The sequence below is a fragment of the Heyndrickxia sporothermodurans genome (assembly GCF_003055045.1).
GTDB classification, from domain to species: domain Bacteria; phylum Bacillota; class Bacilli; order Bacillales; family Bacillaceae_C; genus Heyndrickxia; species Heyndrickxia sporothermodurans.
Map to the genome: position 1 here is coordinate 26,571 of NZ_NAZB01000034.1, position 21,792 is coordinate 48,362.

22 protein-coding genes, 1 tRNA gene and 1 riboswitch are annotated in these 21,792 nt (G+C 37.3%); of the genes, 12 read left to right on the plus strand and 11 right to left on the minus strand.

All coding sequences use genetic code 11. From position 1 onward, the window contains the following. Positions 1 to 20: 20 nt before the first annotated feature. On the plus strand, positions 21 to 584 hold the full coding sequence (locus tag B5V89_RS14570; RefSeq protein ID WP_066226570.1) for a beta-class carbonic anhydrase: 564 nt from the start codon (positions 21 to 23) through the stop codon (positions 582 to 584). Between the two features lie 32 nt (positions 585 to 616). On the opposite strand, the gene B5V89_RS14575 is transcribed toward B5V89_RS14570, so the two are convergent. Then, positions 617 to 928 carry a hypothetical protein gene (locus B5V89_RS14575; protein WP_066226572.1) on the minus strand — a complete coding sequence of 104 codons (312 nt, stop codon included), beginning with the start codon at positions 926 to 928 and terminating at the stop codon, positions 617 to 619. A gap of 100 nt (positions 929 to 1,028) precedes the next feature. Further along, a riboswitch (cyclic di-GMP riboswitch) is annotated at positions 1,029 to 1,115 on the minus strand. 180 nt (positions 1,116 to 1,295) lie between these two features. On the opposite strand from B5V89_RS14575, the gene B5V89_RS14580 reads away from it, so the two are divergent. Together B5V89_RS14580 and B5V89_RS14585 are read left to right on the plus strand one after the other, a co-directional pair. Continuing rightward, positions 1,296 to 2,555 carry an ATP-binding protein gene (locus tag B5V89_RS14580; protein ID WP_108072636.1) on the plus strand — a complete coding sequence of 420 codons (1,260 nt, stop codon included), beginning with the start codon at positions 1,296 to 1,298 and terminating at the stop codon, positions 2,553 to 2,555. Positions 2,556 to 2,787: 232 nt separating this feature from the next. Beyond that, positions 2,788 to 3,687 (plus strand): TetR/AcrR family transcriptional regulator, encoded by a 900-nt coding sequence (locus B5V89_RS14585; protein WP_066226574.1) that lies wholly within the window; start codon positions 2,788 to 2,790, stop codon positions 3,685 to 3,687. Positions 3,688 to 4,063: 376 nt separating this feature from the next. Here the strand turns inward: B5V89_RS14585 and dhaM are convergent, their stop codons facing one another. The 6 genes from dhaM to B5V89_RS14615 form a co-directional block, all read right to left on the minus strand. Further along, positions 4,064 to 4,438 carry a dihydroxyacetone kinase phosphoryl donor subunit DhaM gene (gene dhaM / locus B5V89_RS14590; RefSeq protein WP_108072638.1) on the minus strand — a complete coding sequence of 125 codons (375 nt, stop codon included), beginning with the start codon at positions 4,436 to 4,438 and terminating at the stop codon, positions 4,064 to 4,066. Further along, positions 4,431 to 5,060, minus strand: coding sequence for a dihydroxyacetone kinase subunit DhaL (gene dhaL / locus B5V89_RS14595; RefSeq protein ID WP_108072640.1), 630 nt, complete (start codon positions 5,058 to 5,060; stop codon positions 4,431 to 4,433). Before dhaL ends, dhaM begins: the two co-directional genes overlap by 8 nt. A gap of 17 nt (positions 5,061 to 5,077) precedes the next feature. Next, on the minus strand, positions 5,078 to 6,073 hold the full coding sequence (gene dhaK, locus B5V89_RS14600; RefSeq protein WP_108072642.1) for a dihydroxyacetone kinase subunit DhaK: 996 nt from the start codon (positions 6,071 to 6,073) through the stop codon (positions 5,078 to 5,080). Positions 6,074 to 6,323: 250 nt separating this feature from the next. Continuing rightward, on the minus strand, positions 6,324 to 7,814 hold the full coding sequence (glpK, locus tag B5V89_RS14605) for a glycerol kinase GlpK (RefSeq protein WP_066226582.1): 1,491 nt from the start codon (positions 7,812 to 7,814) through the stop codon (positions 6,324 to 6,326). An 11-nt stretch (positions 7,815 to 7,825) separates the two neighbouring features. Further along, positions 7,826 to 8,641: an MIP/aquaporin family protein gene (locus tag B5V89_RS14610; protein WP_066226585.1), complete on the minus strand. Its 816-nt coding sequence runs from the start codon at positions 8,639 to 8,641 to the stop codon at positions 7,826 to 7,828. Between the two features lie 211 nt (positions 8,642 to 8,852). Then, positions 8,853 to 9,398, minus strand: a complete 546-nt coding sequence (locus tag B5V89_RS14615) for a glycerol-3-phosphate responsive antiterminator (RefSeq protein WP_108072644.1) — start codon at positions 9,396 to 9,398, stop codon at positions 8,853 to 8,855. 178 nt (positions 9,399 to 9,576) lie between these two features. On the opposite strand from B5V89_RS14615, the gene fdhA reads away from it, so the two are divergent. From fdhA to B5V89_RS14660, 9 genes are all read left to right on the plus strand, one after another. Further along, positions 9,577 to 10,794, plus strand: a complete 1,218-nt coding sequence (gene fdhA / locus B5V89_RS14620) for a formaldehyde dehydrogenase, glutathione-independent (protein ID WP_108072646.1) — start codon at positions 9,577 to 9,579, stop codon at positions 10,792 to 10,794. Between the two features lie 285 nt (positions 10,795 to 11,079). Then, entirely contained in the window at positions 11,080 to 11,502 is a 423-nt protein-coding gene (locus tag B5V89_RS14625) for a DUF1641 domain-containing protein (protein WP_066226588.1), read from the plus strand. 30 nt (positions 11,503 to 11,532) lie between these two features. Beyond that, the gene (locus B5V89_RS14630) at positions 11,533 to 12,711 is read left to right on the plus strand and encodes an NAD(P)/FAD-dependent oxidoreductase (RefSeq protein WP_066226591.1); all 1,179 of its coding nucleotides are present in this window, start codon (positions 11,533 to 11,535) and stop codon (positions 12,709 to 12,711) included. A 700-nt stretch (positions 12,712 to 13,411) separates the two neighbouring features. Next, positions 13,412 to 13,484: transfer RNA gene (locus B5V89_RS14635), tRNA-Arg, on the plus strand. A gap of 329 nt (positions 13,485 to 13,813) precedes the next feature. Then, entirely contained in the window at positions 13,814 to 14,392 is a 579-nt protein-coding gene (locus B5V89_RS14640) for a restriction endonuclease (protein ID WP_108072648.1), read from the plus strand. 44 nt (positions 14,393 to 14,436) lie between these two features. Continuing rightward, positions 14,437 to 14,796, plus strand: coding sequence for an endonuclease domain-containing protein (locus B5V89_RS14645; RefSeq protein ID WP_244913507.1), 360 nt, complete (start codon positions 14,437 to 14,439; stop codon positions 14,794 to 14,796). A gap of 653 nt (positions 14,797 to 15,449) precedes the next feature. After that, positions 15,450 to 16,004 (plus strand): GNAT family N-acetyltransferase, encoded by a 555-nt coding sequence (locus B5V89_RS14655; protein ID WP_108072654.1) that lies wholly within the window; start codon positions 15,450 to 15,452, stop codon positions 16,002 to 16,004. Positions 16,005 to 16,071: 67 nt separating this feature from the next. Further along, a complete protein-coding gene (locus B5V89_RS20140) occupies positions 16,072 to 16,224 on the plus strand; it encodes a hypothetical protein (RefSeq protein WP_160331511.1) in 153 nt (50 codons plus the stop codon). Between the two features lie 92 nt (positions 16,225 to 16,316). Further along, entirely contained in the window at positions 16,317 to 17,633 is a 1,317-nt protein-coding gene (locus B5V89_RS14660; RefSeq protein ID WP_181294680.1) for a bifunctional folylpolyglutamate synthase/dihydrofolate synthase, read from the plus strand. Between the two features lie 252 nt (positions 17,634 to 17,885). Here B5V89_RS14660 and B5V89_RS14665 read toward each other — a convergent pair whose 3' ends face one another. From B5V89_RS14665 to B5V89_RS14680, 4 genes are all read right to left on the minus strand, one after another. Then, positions 17,886 to 18,170, minus strand: a complete 285-nt coding sequence (locus B5V89_RS14665; protein WP_108072658.1) for a LytS/YhcK type 5TM receptor domain-containing protein — start codon at positions 18,168 to 18,170, stop codon at positions 17,886 to 17,888. Between the two features lie 76 nt (positions 18,171 to 18,246). Continuing rightward, positions 18,247 to 18,987 carry an IclR family transcriptional regulator gene (locus tag B5V89_RS14670; protein ID WP_066236131.1) on the minus strand — a complete coding sequence of 247 codons (741 nt, stop codon included), beginning with the start codon at positions 18,985 to 18,987 and terminating at the stop codon, positions 18,247 to 18,249. Positions 18,988 to 19,059: 72 nt separating this feature from the next. Then, on the minus strand, positions 19,060 to 20,232 hold the full coding sequence (locus B5V89_RS14675; RefSeq protein ID WP_066236129.1) for a saccharopine dehydrogenase family protein: 1,173 nt from the start codon (positions 20,230 to 20,232) through the stop codon (positions 19,060 to 19,062). Between the two features lie 46 nt (positions 20,233 to 20,278). Then, positions 20,279 to 21,781, minus strand: coding sequence for an aldehyde dehydrogenase family protein (locus tag B5V89_RS14680; RefSeq protein WP_066236127.1), 1,503 nt, complete (start codon positions 21,779 to 21,781; stop codon positions 20,279 to 20,281). Positions 21,782 to 21,792: the final 11 nt, after the last annotated feature.

The window sequence follows — 21,792 nt, forward strand, 5'->3', positions numbered from 1 at the left end:
TTCTAATTAGAGGTGATATCATGACATTATTGTCTGAAATTCTAAGCTATAACGAGGACTTTGTTTCTCAAAAAAAATATGAAGATTTTTCAACGACGAAATTTCCTGATAAACGATTGGTCATTTTAACTTGCATGGATACAAGACTAGTTGAACTTTTACATAAAGCGACCAATACGAAAAACGGGGATGTAAAAATCGTAAAAAATGCTGGGGCGATCGTCTCTCACCCTTTTGGAAGTATTATGAAAAGTCTATTGATTGCTGTTTATGAACTCCAGGCTGACGAAATATTAGTTATTGGACATCATGATTGTGGAATGAGCGCAATCGAGAGTGCCTCCATGTTAGAAAAGATTAAACAAAGAGGCATTGACGAAAAAACACTGGAAACGATTAAGTATTCTGGGATTAATTTAGATGAATGGTTCCAAGGATTTGATCATGTAGAAGAAAGTGTAGAACATAGTGTTAAAATGATTAAACAACATCCTTTATTATCAAATGACATTCCCGTACACGGTCTAGTTATTGATCCGGAAACAGGAAAATTAGATCTTGTTGTTGATGGATATAAAAACTAACTCTTTCCCTGCCTTGTTCAGGGAACTTCTTTTTAACGTTGCTTATCTTTATAAGCAATTCCTTGCAAAATATATTCAAAATAATGTTTAATATTTGATTTCCGCTTTTTGATGATTTGAAACATATGCAAGAGCTCTAGTAATTGTGTACGACTGAGATGAGTGACCAAAACATTTATAATTGTTTCGGTGTTTACCTCGTGTAATTCCCCCTCTTTAGTTCTAATTTTTAGTCCTGATAATGGGGAAATATACATTTTTAGCAAACCTATTAATTGATTTAAACTAATTCGTACATTCGAGTAATCCGTATGTGTGTCAATGTTAATTGACGGTTTTTGCATTATAATCCCCCCATTCCTAGTGAAATTAATAAGAATAGAAATAAAAAAACTATTCCTAAATGAAGAAATAGTCAAATAAGACATTCAATAAGTATGACTATTCGGTGGCCCGGCGATCATCATTCCTTGGAACCTTAGACCCGTAGCTTTGCGTCCCTCACTTTCGCAAGGTTTGCCATTATCGTAAAATCAGTGTTTTAAAATTTTGCTAATATACATTTTATATCTGTCCTTATCTTTTATCAACAATTATTGCTATTTTTCGACATCTTTTCACGCATTTTTCAAAATTATTTTTCGAATATTTATAAAATTACAACCAGTAGTGGTATTATAGTCTTATATAAACAATAGGAGAGGGACTCGAATGAAAAAAACTGCACAAATTGTTTTAATTTCTATTTCAATCCTATTTTCCGTTGGCCAAGCTGTCATTAAACAAACCTTTCATTTTAGTGACATCATTGACGCTACCATTGCGACAGTTATTGCCTGGTTTGTTGGCTGGCAATATGATAAGCTTCAATACTTTGCAAAGAAAAAAAAAGAAAATGAAGATGGTTATAGAAAATTAATTGATTGGTTACCAAATCCGATTATCATTCATGACAATAAAATTATTATTTACGTAAATGAAGCGGCGATTTCAATGGTAAATGCTAGATCAAAACATCAAATCATCTCAAAATCAATAATCGACTTTATTAGTAAGGAATATACTGATAGGGTTAATGAAAGATTGCATCAAATAAAAAAAGAAAGACAACCACTTCCTAACATTGAATACAAATTGACTCGATTTGATGGGCAATCGATATTTTTTGATGCAACGTCAGTATTATCGCGATATGAAGGAAAAGATGTCATTTTAACGATTGGTAAGGATGTAACAGATCAAAAAAAACAAACCGATTCTCTCCTTCAAAAATCGGAAAAGCTGGCACTTGTTGGACAAATGGCGGCCGGAATTGCACACGAAATTCGTAATCCACTTACTTCTATTAAAGGTTTCATTCAATTATTCCGATCAAATACAAAACAAAAGGAATATTATGATCTCGTACTAAATGAACTAGAAAGAATAAATATTATTTTAGGTGAATTCCTTGTTTTAGCTAAGCCTTCTGTTGTTGTTTTTAAAGAAATTGACGTAAAAAAGTTAATCAAAGATGTCGTTACCCTAATCAATTCACAATTAATGTTAAATAATGTCCAAATAAAAGTTGAAATGGATGAGCATATACCTTCAATATCCTGCGAGGAAACCCAAATGAAGCAAGTATTTATCAATATATTAAAAAATTCAATCGAAGCGATGCCGAATGGTGGGATTATTGAAATTAAAGTACAAGAAAAGAAAAAAGGGAAGCTCTCCATTTGTATTATCGACCAAGGGACTGGTATTCCTTCAGATCGCATTTCTACATTAGGAGAGCCTTTTTATACAACGAAGGAAAAAGGGACAGGACTGGGACTAATGACATGCATAAGAATCATCGAAAGCCACAACGGAACCTTTCATATTTCCAGCGAACTTAATAAAGGGACAACCGTTGAAATAACAATACCAACCATAACACAACCTTACATACCTATTATGATTCAATTAGGAGATACAAGTAAGTAGGGGTTATCTATAATAGTGACAACCCCTCTTTATAAAATGAATTTGTTTCGTGTTTAGTTTTTAACATCCTCCTCAATATCCTCCTTTTGGAAATAATCTTACTAACTTTTTATACTTTCATTCCATGCCTTGTTACTCAAAAATGTTTAATATATATAAGTTTGTACAATAAGGTAATTTAAGTTAGTATACATTTAGACATTGAGTATAACTTTAAATTTAGGTGATAAAAATGAAAAATCGAAAACAGCATGTGATGAATGTAGCCCATCAATTATTTATCCATAAAGGGTTTCAAGCAACCTCTATTCAAGATATTTTAGAAGGTAGTAATATTTCAAAAGGAACATTCTATAATTATTTTTCTTCGAAAAATGAACTGTTACTCGAGATCTTCACGGATTCATATAATGAACTTGAAAAAAAAAGAGAAAAATTACTAATTGGTCAAAATCGGTCGGATATTGAAATTTTTATTAAACAAATTGAATTACAAATGGAAACGAATAAACGTGATAAACTGATTTCTCTTTTTGAAGAAGTTACCGTTTCAAAGGACGAAGATTTAAAGCAATTCTTTAAACGTACACAATATGTCAATCTTGTTTGGATGAATGAACGGTTAATTGATATTTTCGGTGAGGACAAAAAGCCTTATTTGTTGGATTGTGCCGTTATGTTTACCGGAATTCTCCATCATAATTTTCATTATAATTATTTGGCGAAGTTTTACTCTAATGCATCTACCTTACAGGTTATCCGCTATAGTGTAGAACGGTTGAAGAAAATCGTGGAAGATGTATCGAATTCAAATGCACAATTGCTGGACCCCGAAATCATTGAACAGTGGCTTCCAGGGTTTTCAGAGAAAAAAAGAGGATATAAAGAGCGTGTCCGTCAGCAGATCAAATATTTAAAGGAACTGTTGGAAGTGATTGAGGACGACGAAATGAGAGGGAAATATAGGGATTCGTTAGACTTCGTTCAAGAAGAGTTATTTATATCAAGAAAGCCGAAAATATTTTTAATTGAAAGCATACTCTTTACGATGAAAGATTATCCTTCAAAACGATGGAAAGAACAGATTGAAGTATTAAACCAAATTGTTCAAGAGTACGTAAAAGAATTATAATACTTTGTGACAATTTTGTTTCTCATTAATTTTTCATCTTCCTTTCATTCAGATGTAGGAAAATTATTTTATGATGTATTTACCAAGGACAAGCAATGCTTAATCCTTAAACCTAGACTCTTCCCCCCTAAGAAAGTCTAGTGAACCTCCTTTTTTATATACCCGGTCTTAATTAAGACCGGGATTTTGTTTTATAAAAGCTGTTTTCGTATTAAACCGTTCCTTTCCGCTGCAGGCACTTGCTTTCCGCGGGGAGGAAGTCGAGCCTCCTCAGCGCTACCGCGCCTGCGGGGTCTCGACCTTTCCTCTACATCCCGCAGGAGTCAAGTACCTTCCGCTCCAATCCACTCTGTGCTTTGTTTAGAAACTCAATCCTTTAAAAGGACTCGCGTAAACTTCGGATGATTTTTTCGATGTCATTTCCCATACTGGATTCGACGGCAGCTATATAGGCTCCTTCTACCAATGGAATATTTTCCGCTATTTTTATATTTTTATAGCCTGTCAGCTCAAAAGCTAGTTCTGCATTCATCATGGCACTTCCTAGATCGTATAGAAGAATGACCCCATTTTCATTATGAACTTGTTCGATTGCCGTTACTATTTTTTCAATACTCGTACCTATTTCATTTTCAACTGTTCCCCCGGCCACTCCTATTGGAACATTATTCACTACTTGTGTAAGAATATCTTTAATGCCCTCAACAATTTTTGGACTGTGGGAGATGAGGACAATGCCAACATTATTCATTTTTATCTCCTTCTGTCATGACTTCCGCGAGCGATTGAAATAGATAGTAAGAGGATGCTGATCCCGGATCAATATGTCCGATAGAGCGCTCTTTTAGATACGCCGCCCGTCCCTTTTTCGCCATTCTTTCCTTCGTTTCTTCCATTGCATGCTTAGCCGTATTTTCTACATCATTCCAATCAACATTACCGTTTTCTATGAGAAGTCTTAAAATGGGCATCCACACATCGAGAAGTGTTTTATCGCCTTCACTCGCTTTTCCTCGTTGAATGATCCCATTTATCGCATCGTCGATGGCTCTAGTAAACTCTTCTTGATTAATTGATTCCTTTCCTTTTACGGACATCGACATTTTCAAAAATGCCGTACCAAAAATTGGGCCTGAGGCACCGCCAACTTTTGACATTAACGTCATCGCCACATCTTTGAAACAATCAGAAACTGTTTCATAGTGGCTACTGGAAAGCTTTTTTACAACTTCTTGAAACCCTCTGGACATATTAATTCCATGATCACCGTCACCAATTGCTTGATCGAGAGAAGTTAAATACGCTTTATTGGCCTGAATTTTTTCATTTACCCTTGTCATCCATTTTAACGTTTTATCAACAGTTAGATTCATCGGGACACATCCTTTATTTATTTGCGGAATGCAGGTGCCAGTGATTCAGCAGCTAATAATTGTTTAAGCTCCTCATCGAGTTTTAAAAGTGTAACTGAGCAACCAGCCATCTCTAAAGAAGTCATATATTCACCTACAAACGTTTCGTATACTTTGATCCCTTTACCGGATAATATTTGATGGACTTTGCCATTTACGATAAACAGCTCCATTTCCGGTGTTGAACCTAAACCATTGATCATTACTGCCACTTCATCCCCACTATTTAACTGCATATCGTCCAGTATTTTATTCGTCAACTCTTCTGCAATTTCGTTTGCACTTGCTATTTCCTTTTTCTCCGTTCCTGGTTCCCCGTGAATCCCCATACCTATTTCCATTTCATTTTCTTCGAGTTCGAAACTTGGCAATCCGGCGGCTGGAACAGTGCAAGGACTTAACGCCATCCCCATCGATCGAACATTATTTACCACTTTTTCGGCAATTGCTTGTACTTCCTGTAATGTCGCTCCTGATTCTGCTTTCGCACCAGCAATTTTATGAACGAATACAGTTCCGGCAATCCCCCGGCGTCCGGTTGTAAATGAGCTATCCTCTACGGCGACATCATCATTAACAATTACCTGCGCTACCTGGATTCCGTCAGCTTCCGCAAGCTCCGCTGCCATTTCAAAATTCAACACATCACCCGTGTAGTTTTTTATGACCATGAACACCCCCGCACCACCGTCGACCGCTTTAATCGCCTCATATACTTGATCAGGTGTTGGCGAGGTAAACACTTCACCAGCAATTGCAGCGTCAAGCATCCCCTTCCCAATATATCCTGCATGGGCTGGCTCATGCCCGCTGCCACCCCCACTAATAACCCCCACTTTATTCAGTATCGGTGCATTTTTCCTCGCTATTACCGTCGTTCCCTCCACCAGCTTCAACTGATTTGGAAACGCCGCAATCAACCCATCCAACATATCCTGCACAACCTCATTCGCATCATTAATAATCTTCTTCATATCCATGTCTCCTTTGGTGTCAGGCACCATTTATACATTTTTTGAATATTTATTCAAATATTCCGAATAGAAAATCCGTTTATTTATTTATTTATTTATTTATTTATTTATTTATTTATTAAGACGACCGCATAGCATCGTGGATTTGTGTAGAATCTTTGATGTGTGCGGTCGTCTTTTTCTAGAGATGATATAAGGTAAGATATGGCAAGGACTGTGCCGTTATTAAGCTTGTGTTGTGCATGTTTTCTTATTTGAATGCTCTTGTTGCTGCCACTGCTTTTTGCCAGCCTTCATACAACTGAGCACTTGTTTCTTCATCTAATTGGTTTGTAAATGTACGGTCAATTTTCCATTGCTTAGCAATTTCCTCTTTGTCTTTCCAGTACCCGACTGCAAGGCCTGCGAGATAGGCGGCTCCGAGAGCAGTTGTTTCACTGACAACCGGACGGTCAACAGGTACACCGAGAATATCGCTTTGAAATTGCATAAGGAAATTGTTCCTTACCGCACCCCCATCTACTCGTAATGTTTTCAAATCAATTCCTGAGTCTGAAATCATCGCATCCAAAACATCCTTTGTTTGATAAGCTAATGATTCTAAAGTGGCACGGATAAAGTGTTCCTTCGTTGTTCCGCGTGTAAGCCCAAACACTGCACCTCGGGCATCACTATCCCAATACGGTGTTCCCAATCCAACAAAAGCTGGTACCATATATACACCATCAGTTGATTCCACCTTAGTCGCATACGCTTCACTGTCAGGTGCGTTTTCGAACATTTTTAGTCCATCTCGCAGCCATTGAATGGCCGATCCTGCAACAAAAATACTTCCCTCAAGTGCATATTCAACTTTTCCATCCACACCCCAGGCAAGTGTCGTTAATAATCCATTTTCAGATTTAACACCTTTTTCACCTGTGTTCATAAGCATGAAACAGCCGGTTCCGTACGTGTTCTTCGCCATTCCCGTTTCAAAACACGCCTGCCCGAATAAGGCCGCTTGCTGATCGCCGGCAATTCCCGCAATTGGTATTTCATGACCAAAGAAATGATAAGAAGCTGTTTTCCCGTAAATTTCTGAGGAAGGTCTTACTTCCGGAAGCATGCTTTTCGGGACATTAAGAATTTCTAATAATTCATCATCCCATTTTAAATCGTAAATATTGTACATCAATGTTCGCGATGCATTGGAATAGTCTGTTACATGTTTCTTTCCACCTGAAAGCTTATACACAAGCCACGTATCAATCGTTCCAAACAACAACTCACCCTTTTCAGCTCTCTCCCTTGCCCCTTCAACATGATCAAGTATCCATTTTACTTTTGTACCTGAGAAGTAGGCGTCAATAAGCAATCCGGTTTTGTCCCTAAATAAATCATTGTAGCCCTTTTCGCGAAGCTCCTTACAAATATCATCCGTTTGTCTTGATTGCCAGACAATCGCTTTATACACTGGCTTACCAGTATGTTTATCCCAAACAACCGCTGTTTCCCGCTGATTCGTAATCCCAATTCCCGCAACCTGATCAGGTTCAATATCGGATTTTCTTATCACCTCTGCAATACAAGCAAGTACAGATGTCCAAATTTCATTCGCATCATGCTCAACCCACCCCGGCTTCGGAAAAAACTGTTCAAACTCTCTCTGTGCAGTCTCAACAATTTCCCCTTCATGGTTAAAAAGAATCGCTCTTGAACTCGTTGTTCCTTGATCTAATGCTAAAATATATTGACTCATCGCTATTCCCCCTATACGGCTTCTTCAGAAGCATGTCTTTTTTTCAATTCACTATTAAGAGCAGCAATTAAAACGACAACAACGACGATACTGACAATCCAGAATGTTACTGAATAATCACCTTTAAAAATCGCTTTATAAAATAATGCCCCATATGTTCCGCCTAATAACGGACCGACAATCGGAATCCATGAATATCCCCAATCAGAGCTCCCCTTGCCGATGATCGGCAGCAATGCATGGGCAATTCTTGGACCCAGGTCACGTGCAGGATTAATCGCATAACCTGTTGTTGCCCCTAATGATAAACCAATCGCTGTAATTAATAAACCGACAATGGCAGGATTTAATCCTTCTGTAAATTCATTTGCTCCGATAAACAATAACCCCATAATAAGGACAAATGTACCAATCATTTCACTCACAAGGTTCGAAAGTGTACTGCGAATTGCAGGACCGGTTGAGAAAACGGCTAACTTATCGCTAGGATCCTTCGTTGCTCTCCAATGTGGCAAGTATTGAAAAAAGACAATTACACCACCAAGAAATCCTCCAATCACTTGGGCCGTCATATAAAGAGGAACCTTTTCCCACGGAAATTCACCGATCGATGCGAAACCAAGCGTAACGGCCGGATTGAGATGTGCTCCTGAAATGCTGCCAACTGCATAGACCCCCATCGTTACCGCTAATCCCCATCCAATCGTTATGACAATCCAACCGGCACCCTCTGCTTTTGTCTTTTTAAGGACTACTCCGCCTACCACACCACCACCAAAAATAATTAGAATCATTGTTCCAATCATTTCAGCAAGAAATTCGGACATACTCCTTCCCCCCTAAAAATTTATTTAGAAACGCTTACAAAACAAGTTAAAATGACGACAAAAAGACCCACATCAACAAAAATCATATTTATCATTTGATAAATATCATTTCGTAAACGTGGATCTCCAGTTTCTCCATCACATTTTAACTTGTAGTTACAGAATAGTCTGAATTCACAACGATGTCAATCCGTTTTTTTATAAATATTTTTTACAATTCCCACAAATGGACGAAAGAAGTAGTAATCGCTTTTGCACCCTTATTCAATGCATTTTCAACATCCTGTTTTGTTCGGATCAAACCGCCAGCAATGATAGGAATCCCTGTTTTTTCATAAACCTCTTCTAAAATTTCCGGAACAACACCAGGTAATATTTCAATATAATCTGGTTTTAATGTGTTAATGATTTTAATATTATGTTCAAGTGCTTGACTGTCTAAAGCAAATAATCGTTGGATTGAAGTCACTTTATTTTTTTTTGCATGAGAAATGACATTGGACCTTGTAGATATTAACCCATCAACTTTAATATCCCTTAAAAGAAATTCAATGCCAAACTCATCTGATTTTAGTCCTTGAATTAAATCTGCGTGTACCAACACCTGCTTATCCATTTTTTGCGCGTATTTAACCGCATGACGAAGAAGTGAAAGTCGAGTTTCTAAGAGAATAATATATTTTTGTTTACTGTTAAGAATTCGATCAAAATCCTTCATGTTTCTTACCGCTGGAATAACTCCTTGTAATTTGATCATACGTATTCACCTCTCTTCTACTATCTTTAAATAACTATGCGTAAACGAGAAAAATAGACGATCATTGGTAAAAGTATTTTTCTCTTGCCCTACCTGTTCTATTTTTTTCGTACAGGCATATACATTGGACTGTATGACAAAAAGAAAACGTTTTCTATTAGGGGGGGAGGATTTAGATATGTCAGGTAATAAGGCAGTTGTGTACAATGGGGTCGGAAAAGTGGCAGTAAAGGATATTGGATATCCTGATTTAGTTTTGCGGGATGGACCTGGTGTGAATCCGCTAAATGTCGGACGTAAATGTGAGCATGGCGTTATTTTAAAAGTGGTTACGACAAATATTTGTGGCAGTGACCAGCATATGGTTCGTGGACGAACTACTGCACCGGAAGGATTGGTTCTCGGACACGAAATTACTGGTGAAGTCATTGAGGTAGGACGGGATGTCGAATATATTAAAAAAGGAGATCTTGTTTCCGTCCCATTTAATATTGCTTGTGGCCGCTGCCAAATGTGTAAGGAACAAAAAACCCATGTATGTTTAAATGTAAACCCTGATCGACCTGGCTCCGCTTATGGTTATGTCGATATGGGCGGATGGGTTGGTGGTCAATCAGAATATGTTATGGTTCCCTATGCTGATTTCCAATTACTGAAGTTTCCTGATAAAGAACAAGCAATGGAAAAGATACTTGATTTAACGATGCTATCAGATATTTTCCCAACAGGATTTCATGGGGCTTATTCTGCCGGTGTCAAATCGGGCTCTACCGTATATGTTGCCGGTGCAGGACCCGTCGGTTTAGCAGCCGCACATTCTGCCCAGCTGCTTGGTGCCTCCGCGGTCATTGTTGGTGATTTAAATCCAGAACGTCTAGCTCAAGCAAGAAGCTTTGGCTGTGAAACGATTGATTTAAGCCAACATGATAATTTAGGTGAACAAATCGAACAAATTCTTGGTGAGCCTGTCGTTGATGCAGCAGTTGATTGTGTAGGCTTCGAAGCACACGGACACGGGCATGGTCACTCAGAAGCACCAGCTACAGTCTTAAATGCGATAATGGATGTGACACAAGTTGGCGGTCGTCTCGGTATACCTGGTCTTTACGTAACAGGTGATCCAGGTGGTGTTGATGAAGATGCGAAAATTGGTTCTCTAAAAATTCGCTTTGGATTAGGCTGGGCAAAGGCACATACATTCGTTACTGGTCAAACACCAGTTATGCAATACCATCGTGGATTAATGAAGATGATTTTACATGGAAAAGCACAAATTGCGAAAGCAGTAAATGCGACATTAATTTCTATCGATGAAGCTCCTAATGGCTATGCTGACTTTGATAAAGGGGCAGCAAAGAAATTTGTCATTGATCCGCATGGGTCTGTAAGAAGATAGCTTGTAAGGCATGGCACATTTCGGTGCTCATGCCTTTTTATTTTTCATTAAATAAAATTTTCCTAAAGGAATCCGATTTTTTTATGCACTTTGATAAATACTATAAATAGATTTCCCTCTACATATTTTCAGTTCCCAAGATAATCCAATTTCTTTCCTAATCATCTCTAAAAATATGTTTATTGCCAAATTTTCTATAAAAATTTTTCATTCACCAATGGACAAGAGTAAAGAAGTGGAGTAGCCTAATAGTGATGCCTAAAGAAAAGTAAAGGAGAATTGAAAATGTCAGAAACTAACAATCAACTAAATGCTGAGCTACGCCAGCAACAACTTGATGTTCTTGATCAGTTATTAAAGCCAGAAGTTCAAGAATCATTAAATGTTCTTGTTGAACAACTTCCTAAATTGGCCGAACTTGTTACTATTTTAACAAAGTCTTATGACTTCGCTAAATCCGTAGCAACTGATGAAGTATTAAAAAATGATACTGTTGGTGCGATTACAGAAATCGTTGATCCTATTAAAACAGGTGTTAAAAACATTGCACAAAAAGCAATCGAAGCTAAAGATATTGCTGATGAAAGTACTGAAGTAATCGGTTTATTCGGCCTGCTTAAATTGTTGAAAGATCCACAAGCACAAAAACTTTTCCGTTTCTTAAACGCATTTCTTCAAGTTTCTGAACAACGTGAAAATCAAAGATAATATTTTTTATATAAGGATGGAGGATATACTATGTCAAAACATATCGTCATTTTAGGTGCTGGGTATGGTGGCCTTCTATCAGCCTTAACATTACGTAAATATGTAGATAAATCAGAAGCAAAAATTACTGTTGTTAACCAGTATCCAACACACCAAATTATCACAGAATTACATCGCCTTGCAGCAGGTAATATTTCTGAACAAGCAATTGCAATGCCTTTAGAAAAGCTTTTCAAAGGAAAAGATATCGATCTTAAAATTTCTAAAGTCACTTCTTTTTCAGTAGATAAAAAAGAAATAATACTTGCTGATAGTTCGATGCTAAAGTATGACAGACTTGTTGTTGCCCTTGGAAGTGTTACTTCTTATTTCGGTATTCCGGGACTTGAAGAAAACAGTATGGTATTAAAATCAACAAGTGATGCCAATAAAATTCATAAACATATTGAAGGTCGCCTTCAAGAATATGCTAAAACGCAAAATGAAGCAGACGCTACAATCCTTATTGGCGGCGGCGGCTTAACTGGTGTTGAACTAGTTGGTGAAATTGTTGATACAATTCCAGGCCTAGCTAAAAAATATGGCATCGATCCAAAAGAACTTAAAATCATGCTTGTTGAAGCAGGTCCAAAAATTCTACCAGTATTGCCGGATCATTTAATTGAACGTGCAACTACTAGCTTAGAAAAACGCGGCGTTAAATTCCTTACAGGTCTGCCTGTAACAAATGTAGAAGGTAACACCGTTGATCTTAAAGATGGACAAAAAATTGTAACGAATACTTTCGTTTGGACAGGCGGAGTTCAAGGAAATCCACTAGTTGGCGAATCAGGTCTTGAAGTAAACCGCGGCCGTGCAACTGTGAATGAACATCTTCAATCCGTTTCCCACCCTGACGTATTTGTTGTCGGCGACAGTGCCGTATTAATGGCACCAAATGGTCGTCCATACGCACCAACTGCACAAAACGCATGGCAAATGGGCGAACTTGTTGGCTACAACGTATTCGCTTCATTAGAAGGGAAAAAACTAGAAGAATTCTCTCCAGTTGACTCTGGTACACTTGCAAGCCTAGGACGCAAAGATGCTGTTGCTATTATCGGAGGAAACCAAACTCCACTTAAAGGATTACCAGCATCAATGATGAAAGAAGCAAGCAACATCCGCTATTTATCACATATTAAAGGACTATTTAGTTTAGCTTATTAATCAACATGGTCATATATTTTTAATTATAAAATCCGGGCTAAAATGCCCGGTTTATTTTTTGGGAAAGTGCTTGAAAAATGCATAGGTATCTGTTCTTTACCTATACATTTTTGGATGAATGATTGAAAAATGTATAGGTACCTTTGCTTCGCTTATACATTTTTGGATGGGTGCTTGTAAAATGTATAGGTTTCTGCGCTTCGCTTATACATTTTTGGATGCATGCTTGTAAAATGTATAGGTTTCTGTGCTTTGCTTATACATTTTTGGATGGGTGCTTGTAAAATGTATAAGTATCTGTGCTTTGCTTATACATTTTTGGATGGGTGCTTGTAAAATGTATAAGTATCTGTGCTTTGCTTATACATTTTTGGATGGGTGCTTGTAGAATGTATAGGTTTCTGTGCTTTGCTTATACATTTTAGATGGGAATATCGTAAAATATATAAGTATCTATTCTTTGCTTATACATTTTGGATAGGGATATTGTAAAATGCATAAGTATCTGTGCTTCGCTTATGCATTTTTAAATAGATACTTGTAAAATGAATATGCAGCTAAAACTCGATTTGGTATCTTATCAGATCCCTATTGTTCCAATTCAATGAATATTAATAAAGTATTACAATATAATTTTCTTTTCAAACACTATTAATTCCTTTATAATATATAATGCACATTAAAAAAGCCTTCATATCATGGCTCCGTAGCTCAGCGGATAGAGCGTTGGTTTCCTAAACCATGCGTCGGAGGTTCGAGTCCTCTCGGGGCCGTTATACCAAGTTATAACAACGTTTATAGGACATTGAGGTAATCGTTATGCTAGTTAATAGCCCCGTTTTACGGGTGTAAAAGTATACCTCTTTTAAAGAACCGTATTCAGTGGATTATTCCTTTGATACGGTTTATTTTTTTGCCTATGAATTTTACACTATTAAAAGGGATTATAATCCAAAGAAAATTAAAGTATTCGTTCTTGTCTATTAAAATTATTTATGGATTAGCCCGAATTTTTTTAAATATTACGTAATCAAACCGGATAGTTTATAGTGAATCCTCCTAGGTTAAACTTATTAAAAACATCGAAAGGTTTGTTTGCATAATGTCAAGAGCAAAGACTAGAAAAAAGAACCTGTGGAACCAACGTACTACATATGTGGCATTAGGGTTAATTATTTTTATCGGGTTGACTGAATCGGAAGAGGGTAGACGACTGCTTTCATGGATATTTATTATATTATTGATTACCGGTCTTGCTTACGGATATTATTATTTTTTCATACGAAAGAAGAATTTTACACATATTGTCGATCTATACGAAGTTGACAAAATGGACGGCTATGATTTCGAGAGGTATCTTGTTCCTCTATTCACGTGCATCGGATATAATGTGGTGGTTACTAAAGGATCCGGCGATTACGGAGCAGATTTAATACTTAAGAAGAAACGTAAAAAATATGTGGTACAAGCTAAACGTTATAGTAGCAGTATTGGGGTCGCAGCGATTCAGCAAGTCGTTGGAGCAATCAGATATTATAAAGCGGACGGTGCGATGGTCGTAACTAATCAATACTTTACGCCAGCAGCTGAGGAATTAGCGAAGCATAACCGCGTAAAGTTAATTGATCGTGACGAATTGACTTATATGATTAAAACTTATAAAAGTAGGTACGATAAATGACGGCAGAATACCTCGTATTTTTCGGGCTGCTTCTGTTAGGAATTATGTTTGCCATTAACTTTAAAACCGTGCAGCCAGTTCGATCTGACGCACAAATCCAGCGTTCGAAATGTGAAAGTTATATTGAGGCGCGCTTATATGATGCGTTGGTATATAGAGGCTACAACGTCCACACGCAAGTTAATTGCGGTCCCTATCGCATTGATTTAACGGTTCCTAGCCTTCGGTTAGCGATTGAGTGCGACGGAAAGGATTACCATAGCTCACCGGAACAAAAAAAACATGACCGCAGAAAAAACGCTTATTTACGGAAGCATGGATGGAAAGTAATGCGGTTTAGTGGACGTCAAATAAACCGAGAATTACCGAGAGTGCTGGCAAAAATCGAATCTGCCATAAGTTAACCCCGCCTTTATAGACGGGGATTTCCTTTTATACGTTAAGCTCATTAATGTGAAGAATACTTCCTCAGAACTACCAAAGCCAGCCTAGATCCAATGGTACAATAAAGAAAGCTTTAACAAAATTTTTTATTCAGAAATACGGATTTAATAAAACAATAGCTAAATATATTGCAAAAGCATTTGTCTTAATAGTTTTTAAAAAAATTTATTAGAAGTGGGTTGTTATGAGTAAAAAATATCAAATTTATCTGGGAATTCTATTGTTTTTAACTGTTGCTGGGTTTTTTGTTAATATGATAATAGATTCGCAGCATCTATGGATTAGAGGTTATAATTTATTAGTTGTTATTCTTTGGGGAATATTTATATTTAGCGGACGGAAAAACAATGATTACAAAAATTTTTAGCCCTCTCAAATGAGAAGGGCTGTTTTTGTGTAATCATGTTGGAATATTAATCTGATGGAAACATCCTTTTTATTTATATAAAATTCCCTTTTTGTAATCTCCTAAAATATGCATAATAATCCTCTAAATCCAACTTGCTCCCGCTAATTAATCTGCGGAACAACTCATTACCCATTATGGTAATAAGCAGGAAATCTTCCCCCTCCAATCGAATACCCATAGAAGAATACAAACGGAGGTAAAACTATGAACCTATTAACTGGCGAAACAATAAAATTAACAGCTTTAACTGAGGACGATTTAACTTCAATCACTACTTGGTTTGAAAATACAACTTTTACCCAACTTTTCGACGCATTGCCGGCTGTACCTAAAACGAAGTCAGAACTAACTAGTTGGTATGAGGAGTTTACGGATACGAATACACAATTTCTGTTTGCCATTCGAACCCGGAACAAGAACAATTTCATAGGTTATATTGAGATTGACGGGATTTTATGGAATCACGGGGTTGGTTGGATTTCCATCGCGATTGGAGATAACAACAATCGCGGAAAAGGATATGGCTATGAAAGCATGGAACTTGCATTAGACTTTGCCTTTTACGAACTAAATTTGAACCGTGTTCAGCTAACAGTCTTTGATTACAATCAATCAGCCATCTCCTTATATAAAAAGCTAGGTTTCCAACAAGAGGGAAGTTATCGTGAGTTCATTCACCGATATGGAAAAAGGCATGATATGCTCCTATTTGGTCTATTAAAAAGAGAATGGGAAAGTAGAACAGAAAAACTTGAATAATTAGTGAAAAAAGATGAAATTTCAATCATGCGTCCGCATACCTTTTATAATAAAGGGGATGAAGATGATGTTTGAATGGATAACGACGATTGGTGTTCTTGTGACAGTTGTAGGATTTGGGTGTTGGCTGTTTATTTATTCTTTTAAACTAGCAGTAGACCCGGAAGATGCGTACAGGATTGATCCCATACCAAAAGAAAATGAGGAATGGCACCAATAGGATGTTGGTGTCTTTTTTTTTGATCAACAATTCTTGTGAAACACATGACTTATGGTAAAATTTTATTATTAAAATATAGGAGTTTTTACATAGTGAGGAATACAAACTACCTTCGCGCGTTGAACTATCTCTCACAATTTAATACTCGTACGATGAATCGAACAAATGGCTTACACCATCAAATCATGCAGGATTTACTGAATTTGTTTTCAATTCGTCCACATGATTTCAAACTTGTTCAGATTACTGGGTCTTGCGGTAAGGGAAGTACAGCTCACTTTATTTCCTCCATCCTGTCTTATCATTCCTACCGCCATGGGTTATTTACGGGACCACATCTTAATCGGTATGAAGAACGATTTATGTGCAATGGTGAAATGATTGAACAAGATGAATTTTCGGCAATTGTTTTGGAAGTAGAAAAGAAACTAAGCGGTTATCATTATGAGCAAGAAGTTGGACATATGCATGTTATGATCGTCATCGCTCTGCTATTTTTTCAAAGAAAAGGAATTGATCTAATTATCTTTGAAAATGGTGTCGGTGGAAAAGCAGATCCGTCTAATATTTTTGACCCGATCATTGCGGTACTAACCGAAATTACACTGGACCACTCCCATTTGCTCGGATCGACGATTGAAGAAATTATTATTGATAAATCATGTATTATTAAGGATTCTACAAAATATGTTATCTGTGGCATGAATAATGTACAAGCACGGAATTACTTATTAAAAATTGAAGCACATGACCCGGCAGCATTCCTCTTTTTTAATCGTGATTACGTAAATTTAATTAAACAAGCGGATGAAACAGGAAGTACCTTTCATTTCAAAAGTGAACATCTTTTATTAGAGAATATTGATTTATCACTTATAGGAACGCATCAAGTACAAAATGCGAGCAATGCTTTAGCCGTAATTGAAGCCTTCATCCGGCTCGGCTATGAATTTAACGAATACATGATTCATAGTGCACTTAAATCTGTTCACATCCCTTGTCGAATGGAGATTCTTGAAAAAAACGGTGTGAAGTTTCTATTCGATGGCGCCCATAACATATTGGAAATGAAAACTTTAAAGAAAAATATCGATTCACTTGGTTTACCGATTTCAACCGTTATTTTATCGATTTCATCTAATAAAGATATAGCAAGAATGCTTCAAGCGATTGAAATTGCCAATGCAACATACATCGTTACACCACATCCATTTCTTGAGCGGAATATTAGTCGAAGAGAAATAGAAGAAGCATTCCAGACATTTGAAACTAACAACTATATGTATAATCTGAATCTAGAAGACACAATCAAATCTATTTATGAAAATACAAAAGGGAATACATTTATATTAGTAACCGGATCACTATACTTAGTTGGGTATGTAAAAAGTATCTTCTTTCCGGATTAAAAAACCTTTGTGGACAGGGAATCCGTTATTTTTATAATACGAGTAGAATTTAAGGGCTATGTGGAACACAGCGGTCCCATGGTTAGAGTGAAAGTTATACTATGGTACCGGTTAGAGGCGAAGCGGTCCCTTAGCTAGAGGGAATGTTATGCTATGGTACCGGTTAGAGGCGAAGATATAAATTGATCAATATCAAGCATCGCTATGAAAGCTTTGTTATTTTCTGTTTGTTTAGTTTTCAAAATCTCTTCATTAAAAAGATAATCTTCCAATCGCAGAAATAATGACCACTGGGATAACATATAATGGCCCTTGAATAATCCCAATAAAGGAAATAGGTATTGCTCTTAGATCAAAGCGAAAACGATTCTCTATTAGTATCGGGAAATAAAATAATGTGATGACGGTTAGTGAGACAATGATAACATGTAATATCGCTGTCCTTTTTTTCTTTTGTCCATAAGTAAAGTAAAGATGTTGGATACAAAGATGCATAAATAAGATAATTGCCATATTGGCTAACATTGTTTTTATCAAAAACGGTAACCTTCTTCCGCTATTTTCACTATTAACCAATATAGCAATTCTGATAAAAAAATAAAAGATTTTTCAACTACCGATATCCCATTTCAGAAGAAATTTCTTTAGCACTTTTCTTTGTAGTTTCCTTAATCATTTCAAGATGTGCACCTTCAAAACGATAGGATGGTCCACTTACAGCTAATGCGGCAATTACCTTTCGATGATAGTCATAAATAGGAAAGGAGATTCCTGTAGTTCCTTCATCCTGCTCACCATAACTAATGGCGAACTCATTTCTTTTAATCTCTTCTATTTCATTTATGATCTGGTTTTTATATAAAGGACGAATAGTTGCTGTATCTAATATTTCTTTTCTTTTTTTATCAGGCAAGAAGGCTAGTAATAATTTTGGTCCTGACCCTAAGTAGAGTGGGGATCTTTTTCCTATCCTAGTGTATAGTCTTACCGCATGGGTGCTCTCTACTTTCTCAATGTATACAGCCTCATCATGATTGACAATGACGAGATGGACGACCTCATTAATTTCATTTGCTAGTTTTTTCATATAGGGAAGCGCCACTTTTCTAAGCTCTAACTGCTCTGACACTAATTGACCTAGTTCCATCAACTTTAGGCCAAGTTTATAACGCTTGTCATACTCCGAATCCATCGTTTTAGTCAAAAAACCGCAATATTCTAATGATGTTAGCAGTCGGTAAACGGTTGGTTTTGGCAATTGCACGCGCTCTGTAACTTCTTTTAAGCTAAGTTCTGGTTCTTCTTCAGTAAATAAATCCAACAATCCTAACGCTTTAATAACACTTTGATTCACTTTGCTCCGACTCCTCAAGGTATGAAAATACTCCCCCTATGGCATAGAGGGAGAAAGAATTCTCTATTCGTTTTAAACCGTTACATTTGAGCGTGATTCTTCATTTTTATCAATAATATTTACATCACGTTTCGCCATTTCCTTTATATATTCCTTACCAGGAACGATTTTTTCAGGCGCAAAGACACCTTTTTCAGTAATTAATCCACTGCCAATCATTTGTGCAACAACCGAAATCGTATTAGCGGTTGCCCGAGCCATTGCTGTTACTTGATTTTCACGATCCTTATAGGTAATTAGTTCATATTCATATTTTTTCTTTTCCCCAGCTTTTATCCCCTCAACAATGACGCGGAGAAGGACGGCATCATCTTTGTCACCTAGCTCAACTATCGGATCTAATGCTTTTAAAAGAACATCACGGGGTTTGATTTTCTGTCCATTCACTTCAACTTCGTAGTCATTTCTTGTTAAATTCAAGTCAACAAGTAATTGAAATTTCTCGGCATGCCCACGATAACGAATTGTCTTATATTCAAGTGTCTCTACATCCGGGTAAGATAATGACAGTGTTGATGTTCCTCCGGCAGTATGAAAGGCTTCAAGCGGACCAAATCTCTCGAAATGGATCGTTTCAATTTCCGATAAAGATGGAACCTCTTGCTTTATACCGTTTCTGATAACTAACGATGGATCGGTATAATGGTCAAATACACCTTCCATTGAAAAAACATGGTTATATTCTAATGGAGGCTCCGGTACAACCGGTATCCCACCTACATATATTTTAATTGATTTAACCTCATCTAACTGGCTGGCACCGTAACCTGAAAGAATATTGATCATTCCTGGTGCGACCCCTAAATCCGGTATTAAGGTAACGCCTGCATTTTTTGCCTCTTCATTCATGGCAAGTACATGATCTGTTGCATGACCAATATGTCCGCCTAAATCGACACAGTTAACCCCTGCATCGATGGCAGCCCTTGCGACCCTTTCGTTAAAAGTATAAAAAAGGGCATTAATTATAACATCATAATCCCGAATAAAATTTGTTAATTGATCTTGATTCGTCGCATCTAAATAAGCTGTTGATAGTTTCGTAGAGTTCAGTTGCTGACAAACGGCTTCCGCTCTGTTTACATCAACATCTGCTAATGTAACTTTCTCAACCCCTGCACTATTCACTAAATCTCTAGTTGCTTCTTTCCCCATAAGTCCTGCTCCAAGAACCGCAATTTTCATATACATTCCTCCCTAGTATGTTCGTATCGATTATCAATAGACAAAATTATTCCACATCTATTTGTGCACGTTGCAATTTTCCACTATAATCCACATACACACTTTTCCACTCTGTAAATACGTCAAGTGCTTGAACGCCGGAATCTCGATGACCATTTCCAGTGCCTTTCGTTCCACCAAATGGCAAGTGTATTTCAGCACCCGTTGTACCCGCATTCACATAGACAATTCCTGTATCCAGATCACGCTGTGCAGCGAACACGCGATTTACATCTCTTGTAAAAATGGAGCTGGATAATCCATATGTAACTCCATTATTAACCTCGATTGCTTCCTCAAAGCTTTTTACAGGAATAATCGAAACGACAGGTCCGAAGATTTCCTCTTGTGCAATTCTCATATCAGGTTTGACATCTGTAAATAGTGTCGGCTCGTAATAATAACCGTTTGTGTACTCTTCATGTTTAACAATGGATCCGCCTGCTAATAACTTCGCACCTTCATCCTTACCAATTCCTACATACTTATGAATTTTTTGCAGTGCATTTCCATTAATAACAGGGCCAACTTTGACACTCTCATCTAACCCATTACCAAGAGTTAGTTTTTCCATTGCTACTAAAAGTCGTTCTTCTAATTGCTCTTTCACACTTTCGTGAACGATGACCCTGCTGCATGCTGTACATCTTTGTCCGCTCGTTCCGAAAGCACTCCACAAGATGCCTTCAACAGCAAGTGTTAAGTCCGCATCATCCATCACGATGACCGCATTTTTTCCGCCCATTTCAAGTGATACACGCTTTAAAAGTCTTCCACATGTTTCAGCAATTGTGCGACCGACTTCATTCGAACCTGTAAACGAAATGACATCTATATCGGGATGCTCAACGATTGCATTTCCTACTTGGGATCCTGAACCGCAAACGAGATTAATCACTCCTTTAGGCAGACCCGCCTCTTCAAATATTTTGACTAATTCTCTTGCCATTAATGGCGTTTCCGTTGCCGGTTTCCACACCACCGCATTTCCACCAACAATTGCGGGAAATGACTTCCATGTTGCAATCGCAATTGGGAAATTCCATGGAGTAATAATTCCAACGATACCAACCGGTACACGAATACTCATAGCGAATTTATCCTTTAATTCTGAAGGTGTCGTATTTCCGAATAATCGTCTTCCTTCACCAGCCATATAAAACGCCATGTCAATTCCCTCTTGCACTTCCCCGCGTGCTTCTTCGATCACTTTCCCCATTTCTTGGGTTAAAATGCGGGCTAACTCCTCTTTTCTTTCCTTCATAATCAAGCCTACCCGATATAAAAGCTCTGCACGTTGCGGTGCTGGAACTAATGCCCACTTCTTTTGTGCCTTTTTCGCAGCTTCTACTGCACGATCTACATCTTCTTTCGATGATAGAAGAATGTCACCGATTGCTTCACCGGTTGCCGGATTAATGATAGCCGCATACTTTTCTTTTACTGGAACCGTCCATTCACCGTTAATATAATTTACTACCTTTTCTCCACTAATAACTGCATTAGACATTATAGAATCTC

Coding starts and splice junctions, on each gene's coding strand:
- B5V89_RS14570 (WP_066226570.1), top strand. CDS start 21: ATGACATTATTGTCTGAAATTCTAAGCTATAACGAGGACTTTGTTTCT.
- B5V89_RS14575 (WP_066226572.1), bottom strand. CDS start 928: ATGCAAAAACCGTCAATTAACATTGACACACATACGGATTACTCGAAT.
- B5V89_RS14580 (WP_108072636.1), top strand. CDS start 1,296: ATGAAAAAAACTGCACAAATTGTTTTAATTTCTATTTCAATCCTATTT.
- B5V89_RS14585 (WP_066226574.1), top strand. CDS start 2,788: ATGAAAAATCGAAAACAGCATGTGATGAATGTAGCCCATCAATTATTT.
- dhaM (WP_108072638.1), bottom strand. CDS start 4,438: ATGAATAATGTTGGCATTGTCCTCATCTCCCACAGTCCAAAAATTGTT.
- dhaL (WP_108072640.1), bottom strand. CDS start 5,060: ATGAATCTAACTGTTGATAAAACGTTAAAATGGATGACAAGGGTAAAT.
- dhaK (WP_108072642.1), bottom strand. CDS start 6,073: ATGAAGAAGATTATTAATGATGCGAATGAGGTTGTGCAGGATATGTTG.
- glpK (WP_066226582.1), bottom strand. CDS start 7,814: ATGAGTCAATATATTTTAGCATTAGATCAAGGAACAACGAGTTCAAGA.
- B5V89_RS14610 (WP_066226585.1), bottom strand. CDS start 8,641: ATGTCCGAATTTCTTGCTGAAATGATTGGAACAATGATTCTAATTATT.
- B5V89_RS14615 (WP_108072644.1), bottom strand. CDS start 9,398: ATGATCAAATTACAAGGAGTTATTCCAGCGGTAAGAAACATGAAGGAT.
- fdhA (WP_108072646.1), top strand. CDS start 9,577: ATGTCAGGTAATAAGGCAGTTGTGTACAATGGGGTCGGAAAAGTGGCA.
- B5V89_RS14625 (WP_066226588.1), top strand. CDS start 11,080: ATGTCAGAAACTAACAATCAACTAAATGCTGAGCTACGCCAGCAACAA.
- B5V89_RS14630 (WP_066226591.1), top strand. CDS start 11,533: ATGTCAAAACATATCGTCATTTTAGGTGCTGGGTATGGTGGCCTTCTA.
- B5V89_RS14640 (WP_108072648.1), top strand. CDS start 13,814: ATGTCAAGAGCAAAGACTAGAAAAAAGAACCTGTGGAACCAACGTACT.
- B5V89_RS14645 (WP_244913507.1), top strand. CDS start 14,437: ATGTTTGCCATTAACTTTAAAACCGTGCAGCCAGTTCGATCTGACGCA.
- B5V89_RS14655 (WP_108072654.1), top strand. CDS start 15,450: ATGAACCTATTAACTGGCGAAACAATAAAATTAACAGCTTTAACTGAG.
- B5V89_RS20140 (WP_160331511.1), top strand. CDS start 16,072: ATGTTTGAATGGATAACGACGATTGGTGTTCTTGTGACAGTTGTAGGA.
- B5V89_RS14675 (WP_066236129.1), bottom strand. CDS start 20,232: ATGAAAATTGCGGTTCTTGGAGCAGGACTTATGGGGAAAGAAGCAACT.
- B5V89_RS14680 (WP_066236127.1), bottom strand. CDS start 21,781: ATGTCTAATGCAGTTATTAGTGGAGAAAAGGTAGTAAATTATATTAAC.